21 protein-coding genes are annotated in these 22,395 nt (G+C 64.7%); 12 read left to right on the top strand and 9 right to left on the bottom strand.

Going from position 1 to position 22,395, the window contains the following annotated elements:
• Positions 1 to 316: 316 nt before the first annotated feature.
• Positions 317 to 2,155 (bottom strand): M3 family oligoendopeptidase, encoded by a 1,839-nt coding sequence (locus tag P9236_RS10445; RefSeq protein ID WP_278074536.1) that lies wholly within the window; start codon positions 2,153 to 2,155, stop codon positions 317 to 319.
• A 160-nt stretch (positions 2,156 to 2,315) separates the two neighbouring features.
• Here P9236_RS10445 and P9236_RS10440 point away from each other — a divergent pair, with 160 nt between their 5' ends.
• On the top strand, positions 2,316 to 3,851 hold the full coding sequence (locus P9236_RS10440; protein ID WP_278074535.1) for a sigma-54 dependent transcriptional regulator: 1,536 nt from the start codon (positions 2,316 to 2,318) through the stop codon (positions 3,849 to 3,851).
• A 378-nt stretch (positions 3,852 to 4,229) separates the two neighbouring features.
• On the top strand, positions 4,230 to 6,074 hold the full coding sequence (locus P9236_RS10435) for a DUF882 domain-containing protein (protein WP_278074534.1): 1,845 nt from the start codon (positions 4,230 to 4,232) through the stop codon (positions 6,072 to 6,074).
• A 97-nt stretch (positions 6,075 to 6,171) separates the two neighbouring features.
• On the opposite strand, the gene P9236_RS10430 is transcribed toward P9236_RS10435, so the two are convergent.
• Both P9236_RS10430 and P9236_RS10425 read right to left on the bottom strand, forming a co-directional pair.
• Positions 6,172 to 6,654 (bottom strand): helix-turn-helix domain-containing protein, encoded by a 483-nt coding sequence (locus P9236_RS10430; RefSeq protein ID WP_278074533.1) that lies wholly within the window; start codon positions 6,652 to 6,654, stop codon positions 6,172 to 6,174.
• Entirely contained in the window at positions 6,588 to 7,271 is a 684-nt protein-coding gene (locus tag P9236_RS10425; protein WP_278074532.1) for an AraC family transcriptional regulator, read from the bottom strand. Before P9236_RS10425 ends, P9236_RS10430 begins: the two co-directional genes overlap by 67 nt.
• Between P9236_RS10425 and P9236_RS10420 the strand changes: the two genes are divergently transcribed.
• A complete protein-coding gene (locus tag P9236_RS10420; RefSeq protein WP_278074531.1) occupies positions 7,234 to 7,995 on the top strand; it encodes an SDR family oxidoreductase in 762 nt (253 codons plus the stop codon). The two genes, P9236_RS10425 and P9236_RS10420, sit on opposite strands and share 38 nt — an antisense overlap.
• A gap of 12 nt (positions 7,996 to 8,007) precedes the next feature.
• On the opposite strand, the gene P9236_RS10415 is transcribed toward P9236_RS10420, so the two are convergent.
• Positions 8,008 to 8,646, bottom strand: coding sequence for a 2-dehydro-3-deoxy-phosphogluconate aldolase (locus tag P9236_RS10415; protein ID WP_278074530.1), 639 nt, complete (start codon positions 8,644 to 8,646; stop codon positions 8,008 to 8,010).
• Between the two features lie 149 nt (positions 8,647 to 8,795).
• On the opposite strand from P9236_RS10415, the gene P9236_RS10410 reads away from it, so the two are divergent.
• The 3 genes from P9236_RS10410 to P9236_RS10400 all read left to right on the top strand — a co-directional run bounded on the left by P9236_RS10410 (position 8,796) and on the right by P9236_RS10400 (position 11,561).
• Positions 8,796 to 9,725 carry a rhodanese-related sulfurtransferase gene (locus P9236_RS10410; RefSeq protein ID WP_278074529.1) on the top strand — a complete coding sequence of 310 codons (930 nt, stop codon included), beginning with the start codon at positions 8,796 to 8,798 and terminating at the stop codon, positions 9,723 to 9,725.
• Between the two features lie 119 nt (positions 9,726 to 9,844).
• Positions 9,845 to 10,573, top strand: a complete 729-nt coding sequence (locus tag P9236_RS10405; protein ID WP_278074528.1) for a tellurite resistance TerB family protein — start codon at positions 9,845 to 9,847, stop codon at positions 10,571 to 10,573.
• A 226-nt stretch (positions 10,574 to 10,799) separates the two neighbouring features.
• Positions 10,800 to 11,561 carry an SDR family oxidoreductase gene (locus tag P9236_RS10400; protein ID WP_278074527.1) on the top strand — a complete coding sequence of 254 codons (762 nt, stop codon included), beginning with the start codon at positions 10,800 to 10,802 and terminating at the stop codon, positions 11,559 to 11,561.
• Positions 11,562 to 11,573: 12 nt separating this feature from the next.
• Here P9236_RS10400 and P9236_RS10395 read toward each other — a convergent pair whose 3' ends face one another.
• The gene (locus tag P9236_RS10395) at positions 11,574 to 12,758 is read right to left on the bottom strand and encodes a pyridoxal phosphate-dependent aminotransferase (protein WP_278074526.1); all 1,185 of its coding nucleotides are present in this window, start codon (positions 12,756 to 12,758) and stop codon (positions 11,574 to 11,576) included.
• Positions 12,759 to 12,841: 83 nt separating this feature from the next.
• Between P9236_RS10395 and P9236_RS10390 the strand changes: the two genes are divergently transcribed.
• Genes P9236_RS10390 through denD form a run of 4 tightly spaced genes read left to right on the top strand, consistent with a single transcriptional unit; the run spans position 12,842 to position 15,794 of the window.
• The gene (locus tag P9236_RS10390) at positions 12,842 to 13,528 is read left to right on the top strand and encodes a GNAT family protein (protein ID WP_278074525.1); all 687 of its coding nucleotides are present in this window, start codon (positions 12,842 to 12,844) and stop codon (positions 13,526 to 13,528) included.
• A gap of 54 nt (positions 13,529 to 13,582) precedes the next feature.
• Complete coding sequence (locus P9236_RS10385; RefSeq protein ID WP_278074524.1) at positions 13,583 to 14,560, top strand: cation diffusion facilitator family transporter; 978 nt, start codon at positions 13,583 to 13,585, stop codon at positions 14,558 to 14,560.
• A 50-nt stretch (positions 14,561 to 14,610) separates the two neighbouring features.
• Complete coding sequence (locus P9236_RS10380) at positions 14,611 to 14,817, top strand: hypothetical protein (RefSeq protein ID WP_278074523.1); 207 nt, start codon at positions 14,611 to 14,613, stop codon at positions 14,815 to 14,817.
• Between the two features lie 2 nt (positions 14,818 to 14,819).
• Positions 14,820 to 15,794 (top strand): D-erythronate dehydrogenase, encoded by a 975-nt coding sequence (gene denD / locus P9236_RS10375; RefSeq protein WP_278074522.1) that lies wholly within the window; start codon positions 14,820 to 14,822, stop codon positions 15,792 to 15,794.
• 16 nt (positions 15,795 to 15,810) lie between these two features.
• Here the strand turns inward: denD and P9236_RS10370 are convergent, their stop codons facing one another.
• The 4 genes from P9236_RS10370 to P9236_RS10355 form a co-directional block, all read right to left on the bottom strand.
• On the bottom strand, positions 15,811 to 16,935 hold the full coding sequence (locus P9236_RS10370; protein WP_278074521.1) for a nickel/cobalt transporter: 1,125 nt from the start codon (positions 16,933 to 16,935) through the stop codon (positions 15,811 to 15,813).
• Between the two features lie 6 nt (positions 16,936 to 16,941).
• A complete protein-coding gene (locus P9236_RS10365; protein WP_278074520.1) occupies positions 16,942 to 17,610 on the bottom strand; it encodes a DUF1007 family protein in 669 nt (222 codons plus the stop codon).
• 147 nt (positions 17,611 to 17,757) lie between these two features.
• Entirely contained in the window at positions 17,758 to 18,657 is a 900-nt protein-coding gene (locus P9236_RS10360) for a LysR family transcriptional regulator (RefSeq protein WP_278074519.1), read from the bottom strand.
• Positions 18,658 to 18,659: 2 nt separating this feature from the next.
• Positions 18,660 to 19,859 (bottom strand): amidase, encoded by a 1,200-nt coding sequence (locus P9236_RS10355; protein ID WP_278074518.1) that lies wholly within the window; start codon positions 19,857 to 19,859, stop codon positions 18,660 to 18,662.
• A gap of 537 nt (positions 19,860 to 20,396) precedes the next feature.
• Here P9236_RS10355 and odc2 point away from each other — a divergent pair.
• Together odc2 and P9236_RS10345 are read left to right on the top strand one after the other, a co-directional pair.
• Complete coding sequence (odc2, locus tag P9236_RS10350; protein ID WP_278074517.1) at positions 20,397 to 21,530, top strand: ornithine/lysine decarboxylase; 1,134 nt, start codon at positions 20,397 to 20,399, stop codon at positions 21,528 to 21,530.
• A gap of 98 nt (positions 21,531 to 21,628) precedes the next feature.
• Positions 21,629 to 22,336, top strand: coding sequence for an N-acetyltransferase (locus P9236_RS10345; protein WP_278074516.1), 708 nt, complete (start codon positions 21,629 to 21,631; stop codon positions 22,334 to 22,336).
• The last annotated feature ends 59 nt before the right edge of the window (positions 22,337 to 22,395 follow it).

Here is a 22,395-nt window from a genome sequence, read left to right as displayed (position 1 = left end):
CCGAAATGGCGAGCTTGCCGCGACGATCGTCAATCGTTCCGCGTTCGGCGGAACAGCCGCTTCAAAAGAGCTGTCGGCTCTCCTCCGCCATGGCCGACGGCATCATCGCATTCGCCGAAGCGCCGCGAGGGGCCGTCTCTGCCCTTGGCGATGCGTCCGGCTGAGCTTGAGGCGGGACGCTATCATATGCCTCGCTGAAAACTAATTGAAAAATGCGGCGGAGTTATTGAAGAACAGCTATTTAGAAAAGAATAAGCTGCTCCTAATATTAAATTTAGCTAAAATACTATGGATTATGCCGCCGGGCGAACGCCCGTCATTTGTCGAGCGCTTCCAGCTCGTCGATCAGCGTGCTGATCACGCCAAGGCCGATCTGCCAGAAGGCAGGATCGGTGGCGTCGAGGCCGAAGGGTGCCAGAAGCTCCGAGTGATGCTTGGTACCGCCGGCGCGCAGCATCTCGAAATACTTCTCCTGAAAGCCGCGCTCCGCATTCTGGTAGACGGCATAGAGCGAGTTCACCAGGCAGTCGCCGAAGGCGTAGGCATAGACGTAGAAGGGCGAGTGGATGAAGTGCGGGATGTAGGTCCAAAAGACTTCGTAGCCATCGCGCAGCCTGATTGCCGGCCCCAGGCTTTCGGCCTGAACTTCCAGCCAGAACTGGCCCAGCCTGTCCGAGGTCAGCTCGCCGTTGCGGCGCTCGGCATGCACCTTGCGCTCGAACTCGTAGAAGGCGATCTGGCGCACGACGGTATTGATCATGTCCTCGACCTTCTGGGCGAGCATTGCCTTACGTTCGCGCTTGTCGGCGGTCTGGTCGAGCAGCGAGCGGAAAGTCAGCATCTCACCGAAGACGGAGGCGGTCTCGGCCAGCGTCAGCGGCGTCGAGGCCATCAGCGCGCCCTGGCCAGCGGCCAGCACCTGGTGCACGCCGTGGCCAAGCTCATGCGCCAGCGTCATCACATCGCGCGGCTTGCCCATGTAGTTGAGCAGCACGTAAGGGTGCGCCGACGGCACCGTCGGATGGGCGAAGGCGCCGGGCGACTTGCCGGGCCTGACCGGCGCGTCGATCCATTTGCGGTCGAAGAAGGTCCGCGCGATCTCCGCCATCTCCGGCGAGAAGCGCTGATAGGCCGACAGCACCGTGTCCTTGGCGTTGTCCCAGCGGATCACCGCTTGCGGTGTCTCGGGCAGCGGCGCGTTGCGGTCCCAGTGGTTCATCACTTCCATGCCGAGCCAGCGCGCCTTCATCGCATAGTAGCGGTGCGAAAGACGCGGATAGGCCTCGCGCACGGCGGCCGCGAGCGCATCGACCACGCCGCGCTCGACGCGGTTGGCGAGATGGCGTGAATCGGCGATGTCCTCGAAGCCGCGCCAGCGGTCGGAGATCTCCTTGTCCTTGGCTAAAGTGTTGGTGATGAGCGTGAAGGTCCGCAGGTTCTTGCGGAAGGTCGCGGCGAGCGCCTCGGAGGCGCGGCGGCGCACTTCGCCATCGGAGTCCTGCAACCGGTTCAACGCCGGCTCCAGCGTCAGCTCCTCGCCGTCGACATCGAAGCGCAGGTCGGTCATGGTCTCGTCGAACAGGCGGTTCCAGGCGCCGCGCCCGGTGACCGACTTTTCATGGAACAACTGCTCGACCCGGTCCTCGAGCTGGTAGGGTTTGTCCTTCCGGAGGTCGAGCACCCAGGGCCGGTAGTGGGCGAAGGCCGCGTCGGCCGCAAGCGCGCTTTCGATCACCGCGTCGTCGATCAGGTTGAGCTCCAGCGCGAAGAACAGCAGGTGCGCGCTGGCATCGGTCATCTTCTCCTGGACGTCGCCGTAGAGCTTGGCGCGCTGCGGATCGGCGGTGTTGCCGGCATAGACCAGCCCGGCATAGGAGACGATACGGCCGATCAGTTCCTCCAGCGCCTCGTAGGTCTTCAGTGCGTCGCCGAGCCGGCCGGCGGCGCCGCGTTCGGCCTCGGCGGCCAAAGTGCCCTTCCAGCGGCCCTCGAAGGCGATGGCGTCGCTTGCCGCCCGGGCGATGTCGCGCTTCAGCTCCGGCGCCTCCATGCCGGAATAGAGATCGGCGAGATTCCATTCCGGCAGATCGCCAAGCTCCGCCGCGCCCTGGCCGGACGCTGGCGCCGAAAGCCGCCGACCAAACATCATGCGCATCAACAATACCTTCTTTGAATCAAGGGACCAAAATCAAAGGGAAAGGAGAAGCCGGTCAAATCCTAAGGAATTCGTTCACCGGGTTTTTTGAAACCTTATTTAGAACCCTGTGCCAAGATGATCCATGGGGATTTCTCAAGGCCGGGCAACCAACACAGTCATGACAGGTTCCATACTCATAGTCGATGACGATCCCGTGCAGCGCAGGCTGCTCGAGGCGGCGGTGACGAAATTCGGCCACAGCGCCATCGTCACGGAGGGCGGCGAGGCGGGGCTCGACGTGCTCGACGGACCGAACGCGCGCGATGTGTCGGTCGTCATCCTCGACCTGGTCATGCCCGGCCTCGACGGCATCGGCGTGCTGAAGGCGATGCGCGAACGCGCCATCAACCTGCCGGTCATCGTGCAGACCGCGCAGGGCGGCATAGAAACCGTCGTCTCGGCCATGCGCCACGGCGCCTTCGATTTCGTCGTCAAGCCGGCCTCGCCCGACCGGCTGCAGACATCGATTTCCAATGCCTTGAAGGTCGAGGCGGTCGAGGACGAGATGAAGCGCACGTCGCGGCGGCGCGGCGGTCATCTCACTTTCAAGGATCTGATCACGCGCAGCCCGGCGATGGACCGGGTGATCCGTCTCGGGCAGAAGGCTGCGGCATCCAACATCCCGATCCTCATCGAGGGCGAGTCCGGCGTTGGCAAGGAACTGGTGGCGCGCGCCATCCAGGGCAGCGGCGACCGCCGCTCGAAACCCTTCGTCACAGTCAATTGCGGCGCCATCCCGGACAATCTCGTCGAATCGATCCTGTTCGGGCACGAGAAGGGCTCCTTCACCGGGGCCACCGACAAGCACACCGGCAAATTCGTCGAAGCGCATTCGGGCACACTGTTCCTGGACGAGATCGGCGACCTGCCCCTCGACGTGCAGGTCAAGCTTCTGCGCGCCGTCCAGGAGGGCGAGGTCGATCCGGTCGGCGGCCGGACGACCGTCAAGGTCGACATCAGGCTGATCTCGGCGACGCACCGCAACCTGCTCCAGCAGGTCAAGGACGGCAAGTTCCGCGAGGACCTGTTCTACCGTCTGAACGTCTATCCGATCTTCGTGCCGCCGTTGCGCGACCGGCGCGACGATATTCCCTATCTGGTCAGGCATTTCATGGAAAAGGTGGCGCCGGCTGATCCGCGCCATCGCCCCACCGGCGTATCGGCCAAGGCGCTGGCAATGCTGCAGGCCTACGACTGGCCGGGCAACATCCGGCAGCTCGAAAATGCGGTGTTCAGGGCGTCCGTGCTCGCTGAAGGCGAATTGCTGACCGAAGAGGAATTCCCGCAAATCCGCGCGCAGGTCGAAGGCACGGTGAACCTGAATGCCGAACCGGCGCTGGCCACTGCCGCGGTCGCGGCCGAGACGCAGCCGGCCGCCGTTTCCAACGGGGCAGGGGCTGCATTTCCCGAGAGCGACGCCCCGGCGCGGCCGCAGCCCCGCTTCGGCACACTGAGAGCCTTGGACGAGCGCGGCAATGTGCGGGCGCTGGCCGATGTCGAGCTCGAGATGATCAAGCTTGCGATCGACCACTATAACGGCCAGATGAGCGAGGTGGCGCGCCGCCTCGGCATCGGACGCTCCACGCTCTACCGCAAGTTGAAGGAATATGGCATTGACCCCGAGGCGGGTCGTCTCGACCGGCTTGCGTCCTGAGACGCAAGCGCCACTCCAGCTTGCCTTCCTAAGATCCGAGTCAAATTGTCGCTTTTTGATCGGAAGGCGCTGTTTTTCAGTGGCTTGCCTGCTGGCGATCACACATTAAGGCGAACGGTAACAGATCGTGTTTCGGTTCACGCCGAATTCTCGATCTAAACCAGCGATTTACCACGAAATACAGTGCATCATTTTTGACGGGATATCGCCACTGTGTTACCGCATTTTGGCTTCAATAAGCGATGATTAACCATTAGGATCGATATTCGGATGTGAGAACCACGCATCCGTTTGGGCAAATCCGGGGACAAACGGCAGCCTGCAAGGCCTTTTGATTTGAACCAAGTCGAACGACACACAAACGGGCGGCATTTTCACATGAGCGTCTGGCCGAGGTGGCTGACGTTTGTGATTTTGGCCGTCGGGTTCCTCTCGGCAGCGGTCTCCGGCGCGAAGGCCGAAATCCGTTCGCTGAAGCTCTATCACCTGCATACGCACGAAAAGGCCGAGATCGTCTACAAGCGCAATGGCCGCTACGATCCTGAAGGCCTGCGCAAGATCAACATTATCCTGCGCGATTGGCGCCGCAACGAGCCGACCAAGATGGATCCTCGGCTGCTCGACCTGGTGTGGGAAGCGTACCGCGAGAGCGGCGCGACCGACTATATCCAAGTCGTCTGCGGTTACCGCTCTCCGGCCACGAACTCGATGCTACGCAGCCGCAGCCGCGGCGTCGCCGAAAAAAGCCAGCACATGCTCGGCAAGGCCATGGATTTCTACATTCCCGGCGTGCCGCTGAAGAAGCTGCGCAATATCGGCCTCAAGATGCAAGGCGGCGGCGTCGGCTACTATCCGAGGTCCGGCTCGCCGTTCGTCCATTTGGATGTCGGCAATGTCCGCCACTGGCCGGGCATCAGCCGCCAGGAACTGGTCAGCCTGTTCCCGAACGGCAAGACGCTGCATGTGCCGAGCGACGGCCGGCCGCTGCCGGGCTATGAGCAGGCCTTGGCCGCCTACAAGGCACGCACGGGTGCCGGTACCCCCAACATCGAACTGGCCAGCGCAGGCGGCTCGACCAAGCATTCGGGTGGTCTGCTTGCTGCCCTCTTTGGTGGTGGCGAGGACGAGGCCGACGACAGCGCCGACGTCGCCAGCGCCGAGCCCGCGCCGCAGCCGAAGGCCGTGAAGCAGGTGGCGACGGCCAAGAGAAGCAACCTGCCCGGCATCGCCATCGTCTCGCCTCAGAACGCCAAGCGCGCCGACATCCCGCAGATCGCGGATGACAGCACCGACGATTCGCAGCAGCCGCAGCAGGACACGCCTGAAACGATCATCGCCGCGCTGCCGCCGAAGGAGATTCCGGTCCCTGCTTTCGCGCCGCGGCCGAAGGTCGATGTCGGCCAGCAGACGCCTGAAAACGTGCCGTTCGCCGTGGCGGACGCCTCGGCCACGACCGAGCAGGCGGTGGCGACGGCGCATGCTCCGGTCAATGTGCCGTTCGGCATGGCCGCCGGCGCGGCACAGGCCGCGGCCGATCCCGCGCAGGTGGCGGTCAACAACATCCCGCTGCCGACTTGGCGTCCCGACCGCTCGACACCGGCCGAGCTCACGCCCAAGGACAAGAACGTGCTCTTGGCGCTGGCGGAAACGGCCTCGCAGGACAAGAACGCGACCGATGCCTTCTCGGTACTGCCGACCGCGCGGCCCGACACAAGCAAGCCGGATGAGATCAAGGCTGTGCTCGAACAGGCCAGCGCAACCAATGTGGCCGGCGCGAGCGGCGCCGAATATGAGGTCGCTTCACTGACGGCGCCGGCGCCGCGCTCGGCGTTCAACGATCCGTCGGGCCTCGATGCGGCTTCGCCGCGTCAAGCCATCGCAGCCCGTCCGGCCGGCACCGATCCGGCGCAGGCGATCGGCGGCGGCGTGAAGACGACGCGCAAGGAGGCCAGGCCTTCCGCCAACGACCTGCGGCCGGGGCCGAAGGCGATGGTGGTGGCGACGCCGCCGCAGGCAGCGCGCTGGGCGCTGGGCAGTGGTGAGAACATAGCCACCGTTTCCGATCCGACGACGGCGCCGCGCTATGCCTATAACATCGTGCATACGCCGCCGAGCGAGGTCTACACGGCCGGCTTCCAGACAGACCCCCAGACGCCGGATGCCAGCCGGTTCACCGGCAACGCGGTGAAGTTCCTTTCGGTCGCCCGCTTCCAGACGAAATAGCGAGCCTGCCAGGATCGCAAAAGCCGCGTTGGACACCAGCGCGGCTTTCGCTTTTTATGCTGCCTGCCCTCACCGCCGGTGTCCCGCCTGGGCGGGTTCAGTCAACTTCCAGCGCAGGCGCCTCGCCCCTTGCCAGAAGCCGCGCGGCATCGCGCGCCGGGGGCATGCCGAACTGGCGTGCATATTCCCGGCTGAACTGGGAAGCGCTTTCGTAGCCGACGGCAAAGGCGACACGCGCTGCGTTGCCAGGCTGTGCGATCAGCAGGTGGCGGGCCTCCAGCAGGCGGACCTGCTTCTGATATTGGATCGGGCTCATCGCCGTCGCTGCCTTGAAGTGGCGGTGGAACGCGGCGTTGCTCATATGGGCGAGCGCGGCCAACTCCGTCACATCGATCGGCTCGTTGTAGTGCGCGCGTATCCATTGGGTGGCGCGGCGAATCTGCGACAAGCGTCCGTCGGCGCGCGCAAGCTGGCGCAGCTTTGCGCCTTGCGGACCTTGCAGCAGCCGAAACGCTATCTCCCGCTCGAGCATGGGCGCGAGCACGGGGATCTCGTCCGGCCTGTCGAGCAGCCGCAGCATCCGGCGCCAGGCGTCGAGCAGCTCGTCATCGGCGGATAGGTCGCGAAGCTGTCGCCGCCGGCCGCCAGCTTGTGGTCGATGAGCAATGTGGCGATCACTTCGATATTGAGGCTGAAGGCGATGGCCATGTAAGGATGGGCGGTGCTCGCCTCGATCAACTGGCTGGTAGCTGGCGTCTCGACCGCATAGACGAAACAGCTGCCGGCGCCGTAGCGAAGCGTGCGATCGCCGATCAGCATCGATTTCGTACCTTGCAGAACGAACAAGGCCGTCGGCTGACAAAGCTCTGGCAGCGGCGGCGTCGGAGCTTCGCTGCGGCCGATCGTGACGCGAGGCACGGCCGTCCTCGTCCGCCGTCCACGCGCGTGGCGGCCGGCGATTGCGATCAATTCCTGCAGCGCTTCGTTCATCGGCTCAGCATTGCCGATCCGCACCATCCGCGCAACGAGGTGAGGCGTAAGCACACCTGTGACGCGCAAGCGCGCACTTGAGAGGATTGGGCAAGAGCAAGAGAGATTTCGGCGCGCGAAGTTCCCCGTTTCGCGCCATTTCCAGACCTCTGCACAGGAGACATTGGACATGACGAAACGAAAGAATGTGCTGGTGACCGGCGCCAACAAGGGAATCGGCCTCGAGACCGCCCGGCGGCTGGCGGCGCTGGGGTTCAAGGTCTGGCTCGGTGCTCGGGATTCGAGGCGCGGCGAGGCCGCGGCCGAAACATTGCGCGGCGACGGGTTCGACGTCGAGCGGCTCGAGCTCGACGTCACCAGCGACGAGAGCGTGGCGGCCGCGGCCAGGACCCTGGCTGAGCGAACATCCAGCCTCGACGTGCTGGTCAACAATGCCGGCGTGGCCACCGGATATGTCGATGCGCTCGGCCCCGACGGCCGCTACGAACGGCCGCCGAGCCGGGAGACCATCGCGGACATCAAGGCTATCTATGACGTCAACGTATTCGGTCCGGTCCGCGTCACCCAGGCGTTCCTGCCGCTGCTTCTGGCGGCGCCCGGCGCCCGCATCGTCATGCTGAGCAGCTATCTCGGCTCGATCGCACGCGCGGTCGGTACCGGAGTTGGCGAAAGCCAGTCGCCAAATGTCATGGGCTATGGCAGCTCGAAAACGGCGCTCAATGCCATTACGGTCGCTTTCGCCCGAGAGCTTGCGCCGCGCGGCATCATGGTCAATGCCGCCGCTCCCGGCTACACCGCGACGGACCTCAACGGGCACAAAGGTCACCGCACGGTGCAGCAGGCGGCCGAGATCGTCGTGCGCCTGGCGACGCTCGACGCGGGCGGACCGACCGGCGGCTATTTCGACGAGAACGGTTCGCTGCCCTGGTGATTTTGGGGCGAACTATTTGGCGAGCTTGCTTGCCTCACGCGCGAGCGCTTCGATCTCGTCCCACTTTCCCGCCTTGATCAAATCGTCCGGAGCCACCCACGAGCCGCCGACGCAAATGACGTTGGGCAGGCTGAGATAGTCGGCGGCGTTCTTGGCCGTTATGCCGCCGGTCGGGCAGAACTTCACGTCGGCGAGCGGCGAGGCGAAGGCCTTCAGCGAGGCGATGCCGCCCGACTGCTCGGCCGGGAAGAACTTTAGGAAGCGCAGGCCGGCCTCGCGCGCGGCCATGATTTCGCCCGGCGTGATGGCGCCCGGCAGCAGCGGCACCGGGCTGTCTTTCGCCGCGTCCAGAAGCTGGCTGGTGATGCCGGGACTGACGATGAATTTCGAACCGGCGGCGGCCGCCTCGTCGAATTGCTTCGCATCGAGGATGGTGCCGGCGCCGACAACGGCGTCCTCGACCTCGGCCGCGACGCGACGGATCGCCTCCAGCGCGTCTGCGGTGCGCAACGTGATCTCGATTGCCCTCAGGCCGCCGCGCGACAGAGCGCGGGCAAGCGGCGCGGCGTCGGCCACGTTGGCGATCTTGAGCACGGGGATGACCGGCTGGCCGTTGAGGAGCGACAGGAGCTTTTCGGTCTTGCTGGTCATTGGCTTGTCTCTCCGTTGCGATCGATTTCAACCGATTAGCAGAAGGGGTATTGGAAGTCCACGAAGGCGGGCGTGTCGCGATGTCACGCGGCGGACCGCCCGGTGCCTCTGCCTTGAAACCGCTTTCAGCACGGTCTAGTGGCATGGCCATGACAACGAGCACAAAAAGTCAGCCGGTCCGCGTCGCAGCGCTCTACAAGTTTGCCCGGCTCGACGGCTTCGAGGCCTTGCGCGTGCCGCTCGCCGCCTTCTGTCGCGGACACGGCATCAAGGGCACGCTGCTTTTGGCGCATGAAGGCATCAACGGCACCGTCGCCGGCGGCGAGGAGGCGATCGCCGCGCTGATCGATCATCTCCAGGCGATTGAAGGGCTTGCCGGGCTGGAAGTCAAATGCAGCAGCGCTGCCGAGATGCCGTTCCATCGCATGAAGGTGCGGCTGAAGCGCGAGATCGTCACCATGGGCGTCGATGATCTCGATCCGGCGACCAGCGCCGGCACCTATGTCGCGCCGGCCGACTGGAATGCGCTGATCTCGGATGCCGACACAGTTGTCATCGACACTCGCAACGCTTACGAGGTGTCGATCGGTACTTTCAAAGGCGCCGTCGATCCTAAAACCGCCAGCTTTCGCGAATTTCCGGCCTGGGTCGAGGAGCACCGCGAGGAACTCGAAGGCCGCAAGGTGGCGATGTTCTGCACTGGCGGCATACGCTGCGAGAAGGCGACTGCCTATGTGAAGTCGCTGGGTTTCCAAGATGTCTTCCATCTCAAGGGCGGCATCCTGAAATACCTCGAGGACGTGCCGGCCGAAGAGAGCCTGTGGCAGGGCGAGTGTTTCGTCTTCGACGAGCGGGTTTCGGTCTCGCATGGTTTGGCCGAAGGCGATGCCGAGCTCTGCCGCGCCTGTCGGCATCCGCTGACAGCCGAGGACCGGCTGTCGCCGAAATACACGGTCGGCGTTTCATGCCCGCACTGCTTCGATGCGCGCTCGGACGAGGATCGTGCCCGTTACGCAGAGCGGCACCGCCAGGTGGAACTGGCGCAAGCGCGCGGCGGCCGGCGCCACATCGGAAGCTAGGGCGCGCCGGCTCCATAAAACAGCCGCCCGTCATTGTAATGTCAACGCGCGGGGCCTACGTCTTGCCGGTCCGAAACCCCGCCCGGGCGCATTCGGCCGGGCCAATTCTGGAGGCATTGATGCTCGACCCCAAGAAGCTGCTCGACGACCTGCTCGGCTCGCAAATTCCTGGCACGGGATCGACCGTTCGTGACAAGGCGGGTAAAGCGGTACAGATGGCGAAGGACAACCCGCTCGCCGCCGGCGCGCTGGCCGCCGTGCTGCTCGGCACGGGCGCCGGACGGCAGGTGACCGGAGCCGCCATCAAGCTCGGCGGCCTGGCGGCGATCGGCGGCCTCGCCTACAAGGCCTACCAGAACTACAAGGCCGGAAATGCACCGGCGCAGGAACCCGTGTCTGGCGAGCCGGAGTTGCTGCCGCCGCCCAAGGACACCGCCTTCCATCCCTCTCAAGCGCCGCAGGGCGAGGCCGAATTCACGCTGACGCTGGTGCGGGCGATGATCTCGGCCGCCAAGGCGGACGGCCATGTCGATGACGAGGAGCGGCAGAAGATCGCCGACAGGCTCAAGCTTGCCGGCATCGGCACGGAAGCGGAAAAGTTCCTGATGGAAGAACTTGAACGGCCGCTCGACCTCGACGCGCTGATCGCCGGCGCCAAGACCGATGCGCAGAAGCTCGAGCTCTACACCGCCTCGCGTCTTACCATCGATCCCGACACCCGCACCGAGCGCGGTTATCTCGACCTGCTCGCCGGCCGCCTCGGCCTGCCGGACGCGCTGGTCGATCATGTCGAGGCGACTGTCGCAGCGGCAAAAGTGCCGGCCGGAGCCGCATCCGATCCGCAGTAGCGAATCGCGTGGTAAACGCGCTTGCGGCATCTTGTTGACCGTTAATCTTTCGTTAACCCAGCAAGCGCATCATTCTAAGCAGTCGGACCGGCTTTTCCTCCTCCCAAGCGCGGTTCAGATCAGGGCGGTCGCCAATGACCGCCCTTTTTGTGGCAAGAGCTGCTTGCCACAGTCTCCATCATTTGCGATGCCTCGTCCCGTTCCAGCAATGACGGGGAGCGCGCCGATGACCGCCATGCAAGAGAAAACCGCCATCGTTACCGGAGCCGGCACCGGCATCGGCAAGAGCGTCGCCACGGCGCTGCTCAAGGCCGGCTGGAACACCGTGTTCTGCGGCCGCCGCAAGACGCTGCTCGAGGAGGCGATCGCCGAGGCCGGGAAGACGAGCGCCAAGGCGTTGGCAGTAGCGTGCGACATCAGCAAGGCCGACCAGGTCGACGACATGTTCGAAACCGTGGTGGAGGCCTTCGGTCGCGTCGACCTGCTCTTCAACAATGCCGGCATGGGCTACAAGTCGACGCTGATCGACGAGATCCCGGTCGAGGTCTGGAACGATGTCGTGGGCGTCAATCTCACCGGATCGTTCCTGTGCGCCCGCGCCGCCTTCGGTGCCATGCGCCGGCAGAAGCCGATGGGCGGCCGCATCATCAACAACGGCTCGGTGTCGGCCTATGCGCCGCGCCCAGGTTCGGTGCCCTACACGGCGACAAAGCACGCCATCACCGGCCTGACCAAGACGCTGGCGCTCGACGGGCGGTCCTACGACATCGCCTGCGGCCAGATCGACATCGGCAATGCGCTGACCGAGATGGCGCAGCCGATGACCGTCGGCGTGCCCCAGGCCAACGGCTCCATCGCCGCCGAAGCGGTGATGGACGTCCAGCACGTTGCCGACGCGGTCCTCCACATGGCGAGCCTGCCGCTCGACGCCAACGTGCTGTTCATGACCGTGATGGCGACGAAGATGCCGTTCGTCGGGCGCGGGTAAGGAAATTGAGCTCTATTTCTTCAGGAACGCCTCGATCCGCTCCAGCGCGCGCAGGATGTTCTCCTCGGAATTGGCGTAGGAGAGCCGGACATAGCCTTCGCCGAGCACGCCGAAATCGGGGCCGCCGATCAGCGCGACGCCGGCATCCTCCAGCAACGCCGAGGCAAGCTTCTTCGCCTTCCAGCCGGTCTTCGACACGTTGGGGAAAGCATAGAAGGCGCCTTTCGGCGTGATGCAGGAAATGCCGGGAAGCGCGTTCAGGCCCTCGACCACGATCTTCCTGCGGTTGTCGAAGGCGCGCATCATCTTTTCGACGTCGTCCTGCGGGCCGTCTATCGCCGCGATACCGGCATACTGGCTCGGCGCGTTGACACAGGACCAGCAGTTGACCGCCAGCTTGCGCACCTTGTCGTAGAGGTAAGTGCCCTTCTCGCCGTTCGGCCAGATCGACCAGCCCATGCGCCAGCCGGTCATCGCCCAGGTCTTCGACCAGCCGTTGAGCACGATCAGCCGGTCGCGGATTTCCGGGAAATTGAGCAGCGAACAATGCTTTTCGCCGTCATAGGTCATGACGTCGTAGATCTCGTCGGAGAGGATCGCGACCTCAGGGTGCTTCTCCAGTCCCTTGACCAGCCTCTCGATCTCGGCCCGCGGGGTGACGCCGCCGGTCGGGTTGGCCGGCGAGTTGAGGATCAGCAGCCTGGTCCTGGGCGTGATCAGCGCCAGCGTCTCGTCGGCCGAGAAGGCAAACCCGTTCTCCTCGCGGATCGGCACGGGAACGGGCGTTGCGCCGGTGAATTCGATCATCGAGCGGTAGATGGGAAAGCCGGGATCGGGGTAGAGGATTTCCGCGCCCGGCTCACCGAACATCAGGATCGCGGCGAACATGGTCGGCTTGCCGCCGGGCAGGATCATCACGTTTTCGGGCGAGACCTCGACGCCGGTGGTGGTCAGCGTGCGGCGCACCACCGCCTCGCGCGTGGCCAGCAGCCCGTTGGCCGGCGTGTAGCCATGATGACCGTCGCGCAGCGCCTTGATCGCCGCCTCGACGATGTGCTGCGGCGTCTTGAAGTCGGGCTGGCCGATACCGAGGTTGATGATGTCGCGGCCCTGATGGGCGAGCGCGGTGGCCCGCGCGAGCACCGCGAAGGCATTTTCCTCGCCGAGACGGTCGAAGGCCGCGATCGTGTGGAGCATTTTTCCCGTCCCTGTGGTTCTTTCTGTCAGCGAGCGTTTTTGTGAGCGTCCGCCAGGAAAAGTCAAACGGATTGGAGCTTTCGGTGTCGGAAAATCTGAAAAGTTGGCAGCCACGCCCGCGTCCCGAACGCAGGACGCTCGAAGGCCGCTATGTCCGGCTCGAGCCGCTGAGCGCGGCAAAGCATGGCGACGGGCTTTACGAGGCATCGTCGGTACCGGATGCCGGTAGCCGCTTCGCCTGGCTGCCGGACTATCCGCCGGAAACCCGCGCCGCGTTCCAGCCATGGCTGGACAAGGCCGAGGCGAGCGAAGACCCGCTGTTCTTCGCCGTCATCGACAAGGCGAGCGGCAAGGTCGCCGGGCGCCAGACGCTGATGCGCGTCGATGCGGCCAACGGCGTCGTCGAGATCGGCAACATCTATTGGGGGCCGCTGATCGCGCGCAGGCCGCATGCGACCGAAGCGCAGTTCCTGTTCACGAAATACGCTTTCGACGAGCTCGGCTATCGCCGCTACGAATGGAAATGCAACAACCGCAACGAACCGTCGAAACGCGCGGCGGAGCGCTTCGGCTTCAAGTTCGAGGGCATTTTCCGCCAGCATCTTGTGGTAAAAGGCGAAAACCGCGATACGGCGTGGTATTCGATCATCGACAAGGAGTGGCCGGCCTTGCGCAAGGCCTATGAGGCCTGGCTCGATCCGGCGAATTTCGATGACGATGGCCGGCAGAGGCGGCGGCTCGAGGATTTCCGCGCCGAGTTTGGCGCGTAGACCAAGATCCGGTCGTCGGACAAAGATCACGGTCGGTAAATAGGAGTTGCCAGGATGGCGCACAATCACGCCGCGCATGGACACAGCCACGGCGCGGGCCTGCATGGCTCGACCGACAAGAAGCGCGTGCTGATCGCGGCCTGCCTGACCGGCGGCTTCATGGTCGCGGAGGCGCTCGGCGGCCTGCTCACCGGCTCACTGGCGCTGCTTGCGGATGCCGGCCACATGCTCGCCGATTCGATTGCGCTCGGCCTCGCCTGGTACGCCTTCCATCTCGCCGGACGCCCTGCCACCGGCCGTCTCACCTACGGCTTTGCGCGCGTGAAGACGCTGGTCGCCTACACCAACGGCATCGCCATCTTCGCCATAGCGCTGTGGATCGTCTACGAAGCCTGGGGGCGGCTAATGCATCCGGCGCCGGTGCTGGGCGGGCCAATGCTGGTGGTGGCGGTCGCAGGCCTGCTGGTCAACATCGCCTCGTTCTTCGTGCTGCATGGCGGCGACCGCGAGAGTCTCAACATGCGCGGCGCCATCCTGCATGTGCTGGGCGACCTGCTGGGCTCTGCCGCGGCCATCGTCGCTGCCGTCATCATCCTGGCGACAGGCTGGACGCCGATCGACCCGATCCTTTCCGTGCTGGTGTCGCTGCTGATCCTGTCGACGGCGTGGTCACTGATGCGCGAGGCCGCGCATGTGCTGCTCGAAGGCGTTCCGGCAAGCCTCGACCGCGACCTGATCGCCAGGGATCTGGAAGCTGCCGTCAAGGGTGTGCGCGAGGTGCACCACATGCATGTCTGGTCGCTCGACGGCACCAGCAACATGGCGACGTTGCATGCCTGCCTGGATGACGGCGTCGATCCGCATATGGCGGTGAGCGCCATCAAGAAGCGGCTCGCCAGGAAGCACGGCATCGACCATGCAACGGTCGAGCCCGAGTTCGGGCACTGTGCCGACAGCCATGACGAGCACGACCATCACCATGATCACGATCATGCGCATGACGCGCCTCGCGATCGCCGTCATTATCACTGATGCGTGCTGAAGATGAACTTCAACGGCATTGAGCCAAGGAACGCCTGCTGATGGATCGCGAGACGCGCGACGCGGCCATCGCCGCGGCCTGGATACTGCTTTTGTTCGGCCTCGCCGCCTATTTCCTGCCGACCATCATGTTGGCCGTCGGCAAGGTCTCGACCGTCCTGGCGGCTGTCATCGCGGCGATCTTCATGGTCGCACTGTTCGTCGTCCTGTGGCTGCGCGGACGCAGCCAGCGCAAGAAGGGTCTCTAAAGATGAGAATTCTGATTACTGGTGCTGCCGGCATGGTGGGCCGCAAGCTGATCGCGCGGCTGGCCAAGGACGGCGCCCTGCGCGGGCGCAAAATCACGGCGCTCGATCTGCACGACATCGTACCGCCACAGGCGCCGGTGCTCGCGGGCGTCGAGGTCTCGATCCATACCGGCGACCTTTCCGAACCCGGCGCGACGGCTACGCTCGTCGCTTCCCGCCCGGATGTGATCTTCCATCTCGCCGGTATCGTCTCGGGCGAGGCGGAAGCCAATTTCGATCTCGGCTACCGCGTCAATCTCGACGGCACACGCGCCTTGTTCGACGCCGTGCGGCTGGCGGCATTTGCGCCGCGCCTCGTCTTCACCTCGTCGATCGCCGTCTTTGGCGCACCGTTTCCGGACGTCATTCCGGACGAGTTCCACCCGACGCCGCTGACCTCCTACGGCACACAGAAGCTGATCAGCGAGGCACTGCTTGCCGACTACTCGCGCCGCGGCTTCTTCGACGGCATCGGCATCCGGCTGCCCACCATCTGCGTGCGGCCTGGCAAGCCGAACAAGGCGGCCTCGAGCTTCTTCTCCGGCATCATCCGCGAGCCGCTCAGCGGCCAGGAGGCGATCCTGCCGGTGCCGCGCTCGGTGCTGCACACCCATGCCAGTCCGCGCTCCGCGGTCAATTTCCTGATCCACGCGGCGGAGATCGACGGCAATAAGGTCGGGCCGCGCCGCAACCTCACCATGCCGGGTGTTGCCGTCACTGTCGGCGAGCAGATCGAGGCGCTGGAGCGTATTGCCGGCGCCGATGTGGCGAAACGGATCCGCGAGCAGCCCGACGAAACGATCTGGGCGATCGTCAAGGGCTGGCCGACGCGCTTCGAGGTGCGGCGGGCGAGGGACTTGGGTTTTGTCGCCGAGAAGAATTTCGACGAGATCATCCTCGCCCATATCGAGGACGAGCTGGGCGGAAGGATTTCCTGAACCGACTCGGGCGGCTTCAGGCGCCACTTGTCAGGCTGGCCGACAGAAGCAACAGACCGACCAGGAAGATGAAGGCCGCGCCACCGATCTCGACGATCGAATGGATGCGGTTGCCGAGGCGTCCGTCGCCGGCGAAATAGACCGCCCAGTTCTTGGCCGTCACCGCGAGCGTCGCCAGCGCCGACACCGTGATCGCGGTGCCGATCGACATGGCCAGTACCGACAGCAGGCCGCCGAGCCAAAGTCCATTGAGCAGCGCGAAGCTCAGCACGATCAGCGCGCCGGAGCAGGGGCGGATGCCGACGGCGGCCACCGCCGACCAGGCCGTGCGCCAGTCGAAACGGTCGCCCGAAAGCAGTGCCGGGTCGGGAGCATGCGAATGGCCGCAGGTCTCGCAGACTTCGCCTGGACCGTGGTCGTGATGATGCCCGTGGTCATGGTCGGCATGGTGATGATGGTGGTCATGCGCGCTGCGATCGTGGGCATGCGAATGCGCCACGTGGGAATGCGCGTGGGCATGCGAGTGTCCGCCATGCGAATGGCCGGCATGGGCAGCCGACAGGCTGTAGGCAGGACCGGCGCCGAACAGGCGAAGGACGGCGGGTCCCGCCTTGCGCCAGAGCAGCCAGCCGCCGAACAGGGTGACCAGCACAAAGCTCGAGATTTCCAGGAACCATGCCGCATCGGTCATCGACACCGCGGTGCCGCGCAGGACGAAATAGGCAAGCATCATGACGACGACCGCGGTGAGGCCCTGCAGAAGCGCCGAGACGAAGGAGAGCACGATGCCACGCTTCAGTGCCACCTCGTTGGCGACCATGTAGGACGAGATCACCGCCTTGCCGTGGCCGGGTCCGGCGGCATGGAATATGCCATAGGCGAAGGAGAGGCCGACCAACAGCCAGAGCTTGCTGCCATCCTGGCGCATCGCCTTCATCGCCGCTGCCAGCGAATGGTAGAATTCCTGCTGGCGGACGTTGATCCACATCAGGATGTGAGCAAACGGACCGGAAGTGGCGGGGGCCATGCCGTCATTGGTGCCGATGCCGAGCGAGCTCTGAGCATGGGCGAGGCCGGGCAGATGCGTGATCACCAGGGTGGCGGCTGCTAGGCCGAGCGCCAAGCGCAGCGATGGTTTCATCACCGGTTATCCTTCTGGCGGACAGTTCAGTTCGAGCTTGGTGGCGAAGATCTTGCTCATGTCGGTGCCCGTCGGATCGTTGAAGAACGCGTCCGTCAGGGTCTTCTGGTTTTCCTTGATCGCTTCATCCGGGTCAGGCCGGATCACCTTCTTGGTGCAGTTCGAGGGCAGGCCCTCGACGGTGAGATTGGCGTCGTCGGTGAAGTCGATCGCCGTGTAAAAGGTCGGATCGTAAACGCCGATGTCGATCTTGCCGGCGAGCTTGATCGGCATCTTCGGTTCGGATTCGAACAGGATAATCAGCTGGTCGTTGTCGAAATTGGCCATCAGATGCGGCGGCGGGACCATGGCCACGTCCTTGCCGTCCTGCGTGACCAGCTGGAAATAGTTGAACTCGGCCAGCGAGGAATGGACGGTGTCGGCCACTTCCTTGAGTTCTTTGTCGTCAAGCTTCAGATCGGAGTTCTTGTCGAACTCCATCATCACCGTACTCGAAAAAAGATCGTCGAAACGCCACAGATGGCGCAACGCTTTCACACTTTGGTGATCCTCGCTCAGGATGACGTCGAGGCGGGCTTCGGCGAAGACATGCGGATGCACCTCGGCCGGCTCGATCCCGGCAAATGTCACTGCTGCGGCCGAAGCCAGCATGGTTGCTTGCCGTTTCAAGTGCATTCCGGGCTGCGATTCCATCAACTTCGGGAGTGGACCTCGAGAGTTATCAGAAAGGGGGCGAAATTGGGACGCGCCTTCGGCTGATTTTGATGCCCGCCGCTATCCCAGGACCGCTACTTCTTGGTGGCATGTTCTTGGTGACATGCATCACGCGCCGTCGCGCGTCCTGAACCAGTGCACCAGGAAATCGACGAAGACGCGGACCTTGGCGGGCAAATAGCGGCGATGCGGGTAGACGGCAAAGATGCCGCTGCCGGAGAGAATGCGGTCGTCGAGCACCGTCACCAGCCGGCCGCTCGTCACGTCGGGCGCGGCGATGAAATCCGGCAGGATGGCGAAGCCCAGGCCCGACACGGCGGCTGCTCTCGCCGCCATCGGGCTGTTCACCTCTATCGGACCCGACACGGTGACGCTGACCGAATCCTCGCCATCGCCCTTGAAGCGCCAGTTGGCTAAAGAGCGGCCATTGGTGTCGACGATGCAGGGCATGTTGGAGAGGTCCTGCGGACGCGTCGGGGTGCCATGCTTTGCGAGCAGCTCCGGCGACGCGCAAAGCCTGATCGAAAACGGTCCCAGGCGCCGGGCGATCAGCGACGAGTTCTCCAGCCGCGAAATGCGCACGGCGACATCGAAGCCTTCCTCGACCAGGTCGACGAAGCGGTCGTCCAGATGGATGTCGAGCACGATGTCGGGGTGCTGCTTGGCGAAGTCGATCAAGGATTGGCCGATCGGCGCGTCGGCGAAGGTGCGCGCCGCCGAAAGCTTGATGCGGCCGCGCACGTCGCCGGAGGATTCGCGCACGGCATCCGCCAGGCTGTCGACCTCGCGCACGATTTCGGAGGCGCGCTGATAATAGGTGTGCCCCGCTTCGGTCAGCGAAAACTGCCGCGTGGTGCGGTTCAACAGCAGCGCGCCGAGTTCGTCCTCCAGCTCGCGCACATATTTCGACAGCAGCGCCTTCGAGCGGCCGATCTTGCGCGCCGCGGCCGAAAAGCCCTCGGCCTCGACCACGTCGATGAAGGCGCGCATGCGGGTCAGTGTATCCATGGTCAGACCTTTCGTGCCGCGTCGAGAATCCTGCGGCCGAGCCGTATCAAAGCGACGTCGCTGCCGGAAGGGCCGAGCAGCGACAGGCCGAAGGGGCCGCCGTCGACACTTCCCAAGGGCAGGGTGATCTGCGGGAAGCCCGACAGGCCGGCCAGGCACAACAGATGCAACGCCCTTTCGCGATAGCCCTGGAACTGTTCCGGCGTGCTGGTCTTCAGCGGCGCTGCGCCCGGAACGGTCGGCAGGACGAGAAAGCCGTCGTCGCCGAGCAGGGCGACGAGCTCGGAACGGAAAGCCAGCCGGCGTGCCGCCTCGGCGGCAACCGTGCCGGCCTCGATCGTGCGGCCGAAGCCGAAACGCTGGTCGATGCCCGGGCCAAGGCCGTGATTGCCTTTGGATATCCAGCCGCCATGCACCTGCCAGGCCTCGTAGGCCTGCAGCCGGCGAAAGCACCAGTAGAGGTCATCCGGCGACGAGGCGAAGGCGTATTCTGTCTCGGTCGGCTCGCCGACCACGCCAGCAGCCAATGCCTTCATCCGCGCGTATTCGGCAGCTTCGGCCGGGCCGGCAACGAAAGCATCGAACCAGCGGAGCGACAGCGGGCGGCTGAGCGTATGCTGGTGTTGATCGCGCCCGAGCAGAAGATTGCCGACCGTCTCGTAGGTCTCGATGTCGCCGGCGAACCAGCCGAAAGTGTCGAAGCTCGGCGCGAGCTTCATCGCGCCGTCGAGCGAGATGCGGCCGTGGCTGGTGCGCAGCCCGATCAGGCCGCAGAAGCTCGCAGGCGCGCGGATCGAGCCGCCGGTGTCGGAACCGATGGCGATGTCGGCAAGGCCTCCTGCAACCGCGGATGCCGATCCCGAGGAGGAGCCCCCGGTCACGCGGTCCGGTGCGGCCGGGTTCACCGGAAAGGCGAAATGCGAATTCTGGCCAAACAGCGAGAAGGCAAGCTCGTCGGTCTGCGTCTTGCCGACGAAGCGCGCGCCGGCATCGAGAATCATCTGCACGGCCTCGGCCGTCCGAGCGGCGGCATGGGCCTCCTCGAACTTGCGCGGGTTGCCGCAGCCGGTGCGGTAGCCGGCGACGTCGTAAATGTCCTTGACCGCCAGGCGCAGGCCGGCAAGCGGACCTGATTCCGCATTGGCCACAGGGATTTGGGGCAGATCGAGGAAGGCGTTGAGAGGGCCGTGGGTGCCTGGCATCGTTCGATTTCCGGATACGGTCCACAAACATTGTTCGACGCCGGAATTTTTACAACCGGCGCCTACGATTTTTATTGATTGTGAAACCCTTCGCTCTTATATCGCGCTTGCCCAAAGTCGCACGTGCCTGTGGGTGTCCGCCGATCCTCGAATGGTGAGGGCAACCGGTAAGGTAACTGGAGCCAACCCCTCCAGTCGGTCTAGTGGCCAACCGCCAGACCGAGGACACCTTGAAGCAACGACGGTGCGGGCCTTTCTGGTGTCTGCCGGTCGTCCAAAGACCGGGGTTACTGAAGAGGCACACCTTCATTGCCGGCAGTGCGGATGGTTTCCATCCAAGCCAAGGCAGACAAAGCGAACCGTGGCCGGGCAAGGCCAGGTTCATCGCCGCGAGACGGCGATTCGTGGTTCCGGGGTCTCCACCGGCTGGTTCCATGGATTTTCCGTCCCGCCTTTGTCCACCGCGAGTTCGCGAGGCTGAGCGCCCGCGTCCCGCAGCCTTTGTGCGCGCCGAAAGGCGCAGATGGAGAAACCTCGATGGCCACCCAGCGCATCCTCGACTTTCTCGCCACCCGACGTCCGAACGGCCCCTGCCTCGTCGTCGACCTCGATGTCGTGCGCGACAATTTCCGCGCCTTCGAGAAGGCGTTGCCCGATTCCAAGATCTACTATGCGGTGAAAGCAAACCCGGCGCCGGAAATCCTGCGCCTCCTTGCTGCGATGGGCTCGTCCTTCGACACCGCATCGGTTGCCGAAGTCGAGATGGCGATGGATGCCGGCGCGCCGGCGGACCGCATTTCCTTCGGCAACACCATCAAGAAGGAGCGTGACATCCAGCGCGCCTACCAGCTCGGCATCCGCCTCTACGCCGTGGACTGCGTCGAGGAGGTCGAGAAGATCGCCCGTGCCGCCCCAGGCTCGCGCGTGTTCTGCCGCGTGCTCACCGACGGCGAGGGCGCCGAATGGCCGCTGTCGCGCAAGTTCGGCTGCGTGCCGGCGATGGCCGTCGACGTGCTGCGCCATGCCAAGGGGCTCGGCCTCGACGCCTATGGCGTGTCGTTCCATGTCGGCTCGCAGCAGACCGATCTCACGGCGTGGGATCGCGCGCTGGGCGATGCCAAGAAGGTGTTCGCGACGCTCGCCGAGGAAGGCATCGTCTTGAAGATGGTCAACATGGGCGGCGGCTTCCCGACCCGTTACCTGAAGGACGTACCGGCGGCGCAGGCCTATGGCCAGGCGATCTTCTCGGCGCTGCGCAAGCATTTCGGCAACGCGCTGCCCGAGACGATCATCGAGCCGGGCCGCGGCATGGTCGGCAATGCCGGCGTCATCAAGTCGGAAGTGGTGCTGATCTCGAAGAAGGCCGACAACGACAATGTGCGCTGGGTGTTCCTCGACATCGGCAAGTTCGGCGGCCTGGCCGAGACCATGGACGAGGCGATCCGCTATCCGATCGTCACGCCGCGTGATGGCGGCGAGACCGCGCCTTGCGTGCTCGCCGGCCCGACCTGCGATTCGGCCGACGTGCTCTACGAGAAGACGCCTTATCCGCTGCCCCTGTCGCTCACCATCGGCGACGAGGTGCTGATCGAAGGCACGGGCGCTTACACGACCACCTACTCGGCGGTCGCCTTCAACGGCTTCGAGCCTCTCCGATCCTACGTAATCTGACCGGTTCGCAAGGACCGATCAGATCAGCCTGGGCGGATGCCCGTCATTCGCTCAGGCTCGCTTGTGGAACAGATCTCCGCTCGTGAAGGATCGCGGAAATGGAATACCTGATCAAATCGGCCGTTGCGGCCGCCGAAATTGCCCCCTCGTCCGGACCGTCGAGTGAGCTTTTCTCAGCGGGGGAGAAGAGCTCGACGGCAGTGCTGGCGCCCTCCCTTGCCCATCGGGCACAGGCTGGCTCGCGCGGCGCGCCGGATGAGGGGGCCGCGCAGGCGCCGGCCTTCGTCATCCTTGCCGAAAGCGCCGGAGACATTGAGGCGCGCGAGGCGCTGCTCGACCGCGCCATGGGGCCGAAGCGCAGGAAGAAGTCGTCCGAGAAGCTGCGGCGCGGTCGCCGGCCGTCGGAAGGCCTGGCCTTTGCCGCGCGCGATCCGTCGGGCGCGGTCGTCGGCACGGTCCGGCTGTGGGACGTGCGGCTCGGCGAAGGCGGTCCGGCGGCGCTCCTGCTCGGCCCGCTGGCGGTCGAGCCGACGATGAAGAGCGGCGGCATCGGCTCGGCGCTGATGCTCCACGCGATCGCCGAAGCGGCGCGGCTCGGGCATGGTGCGATCCTGCTTGTCGGCGATGCGCCTTACTACGGGCGGTTCGGCTTCTCGGCCGACCGCACGGGATCGCTCGCCATGCCTGGCCCCTATGAGCGGCACCGGCTGTTGGCGCTGGAGCTGAAAGAGGGCGCGCTTGACGGCGCCAAGGGCACGATCAAGGCCGCCGGCCGCAAGGTCAAGACGCTGAGTTTCACCGCCTGACGGCTTTCGGTTCGACAAAAACGCGACGCCGCCCGATGGGCGGCGTGGCGGTTTTGTGG

The sequence above is a fragment of the Mesorhizobium sp. WSM4884 genome (assembly GCF_029625675.1).
GTDB lineage: Bacteria > Pseudomonadota > Alphaproteobacteria > Rhizobiales > Rhizobiaceae > Mesorhizobium.
Note: the sequence above shows the minus strand (reverse complement) of the source record. Positions and strands in the feature narration are given on the sequence as shown.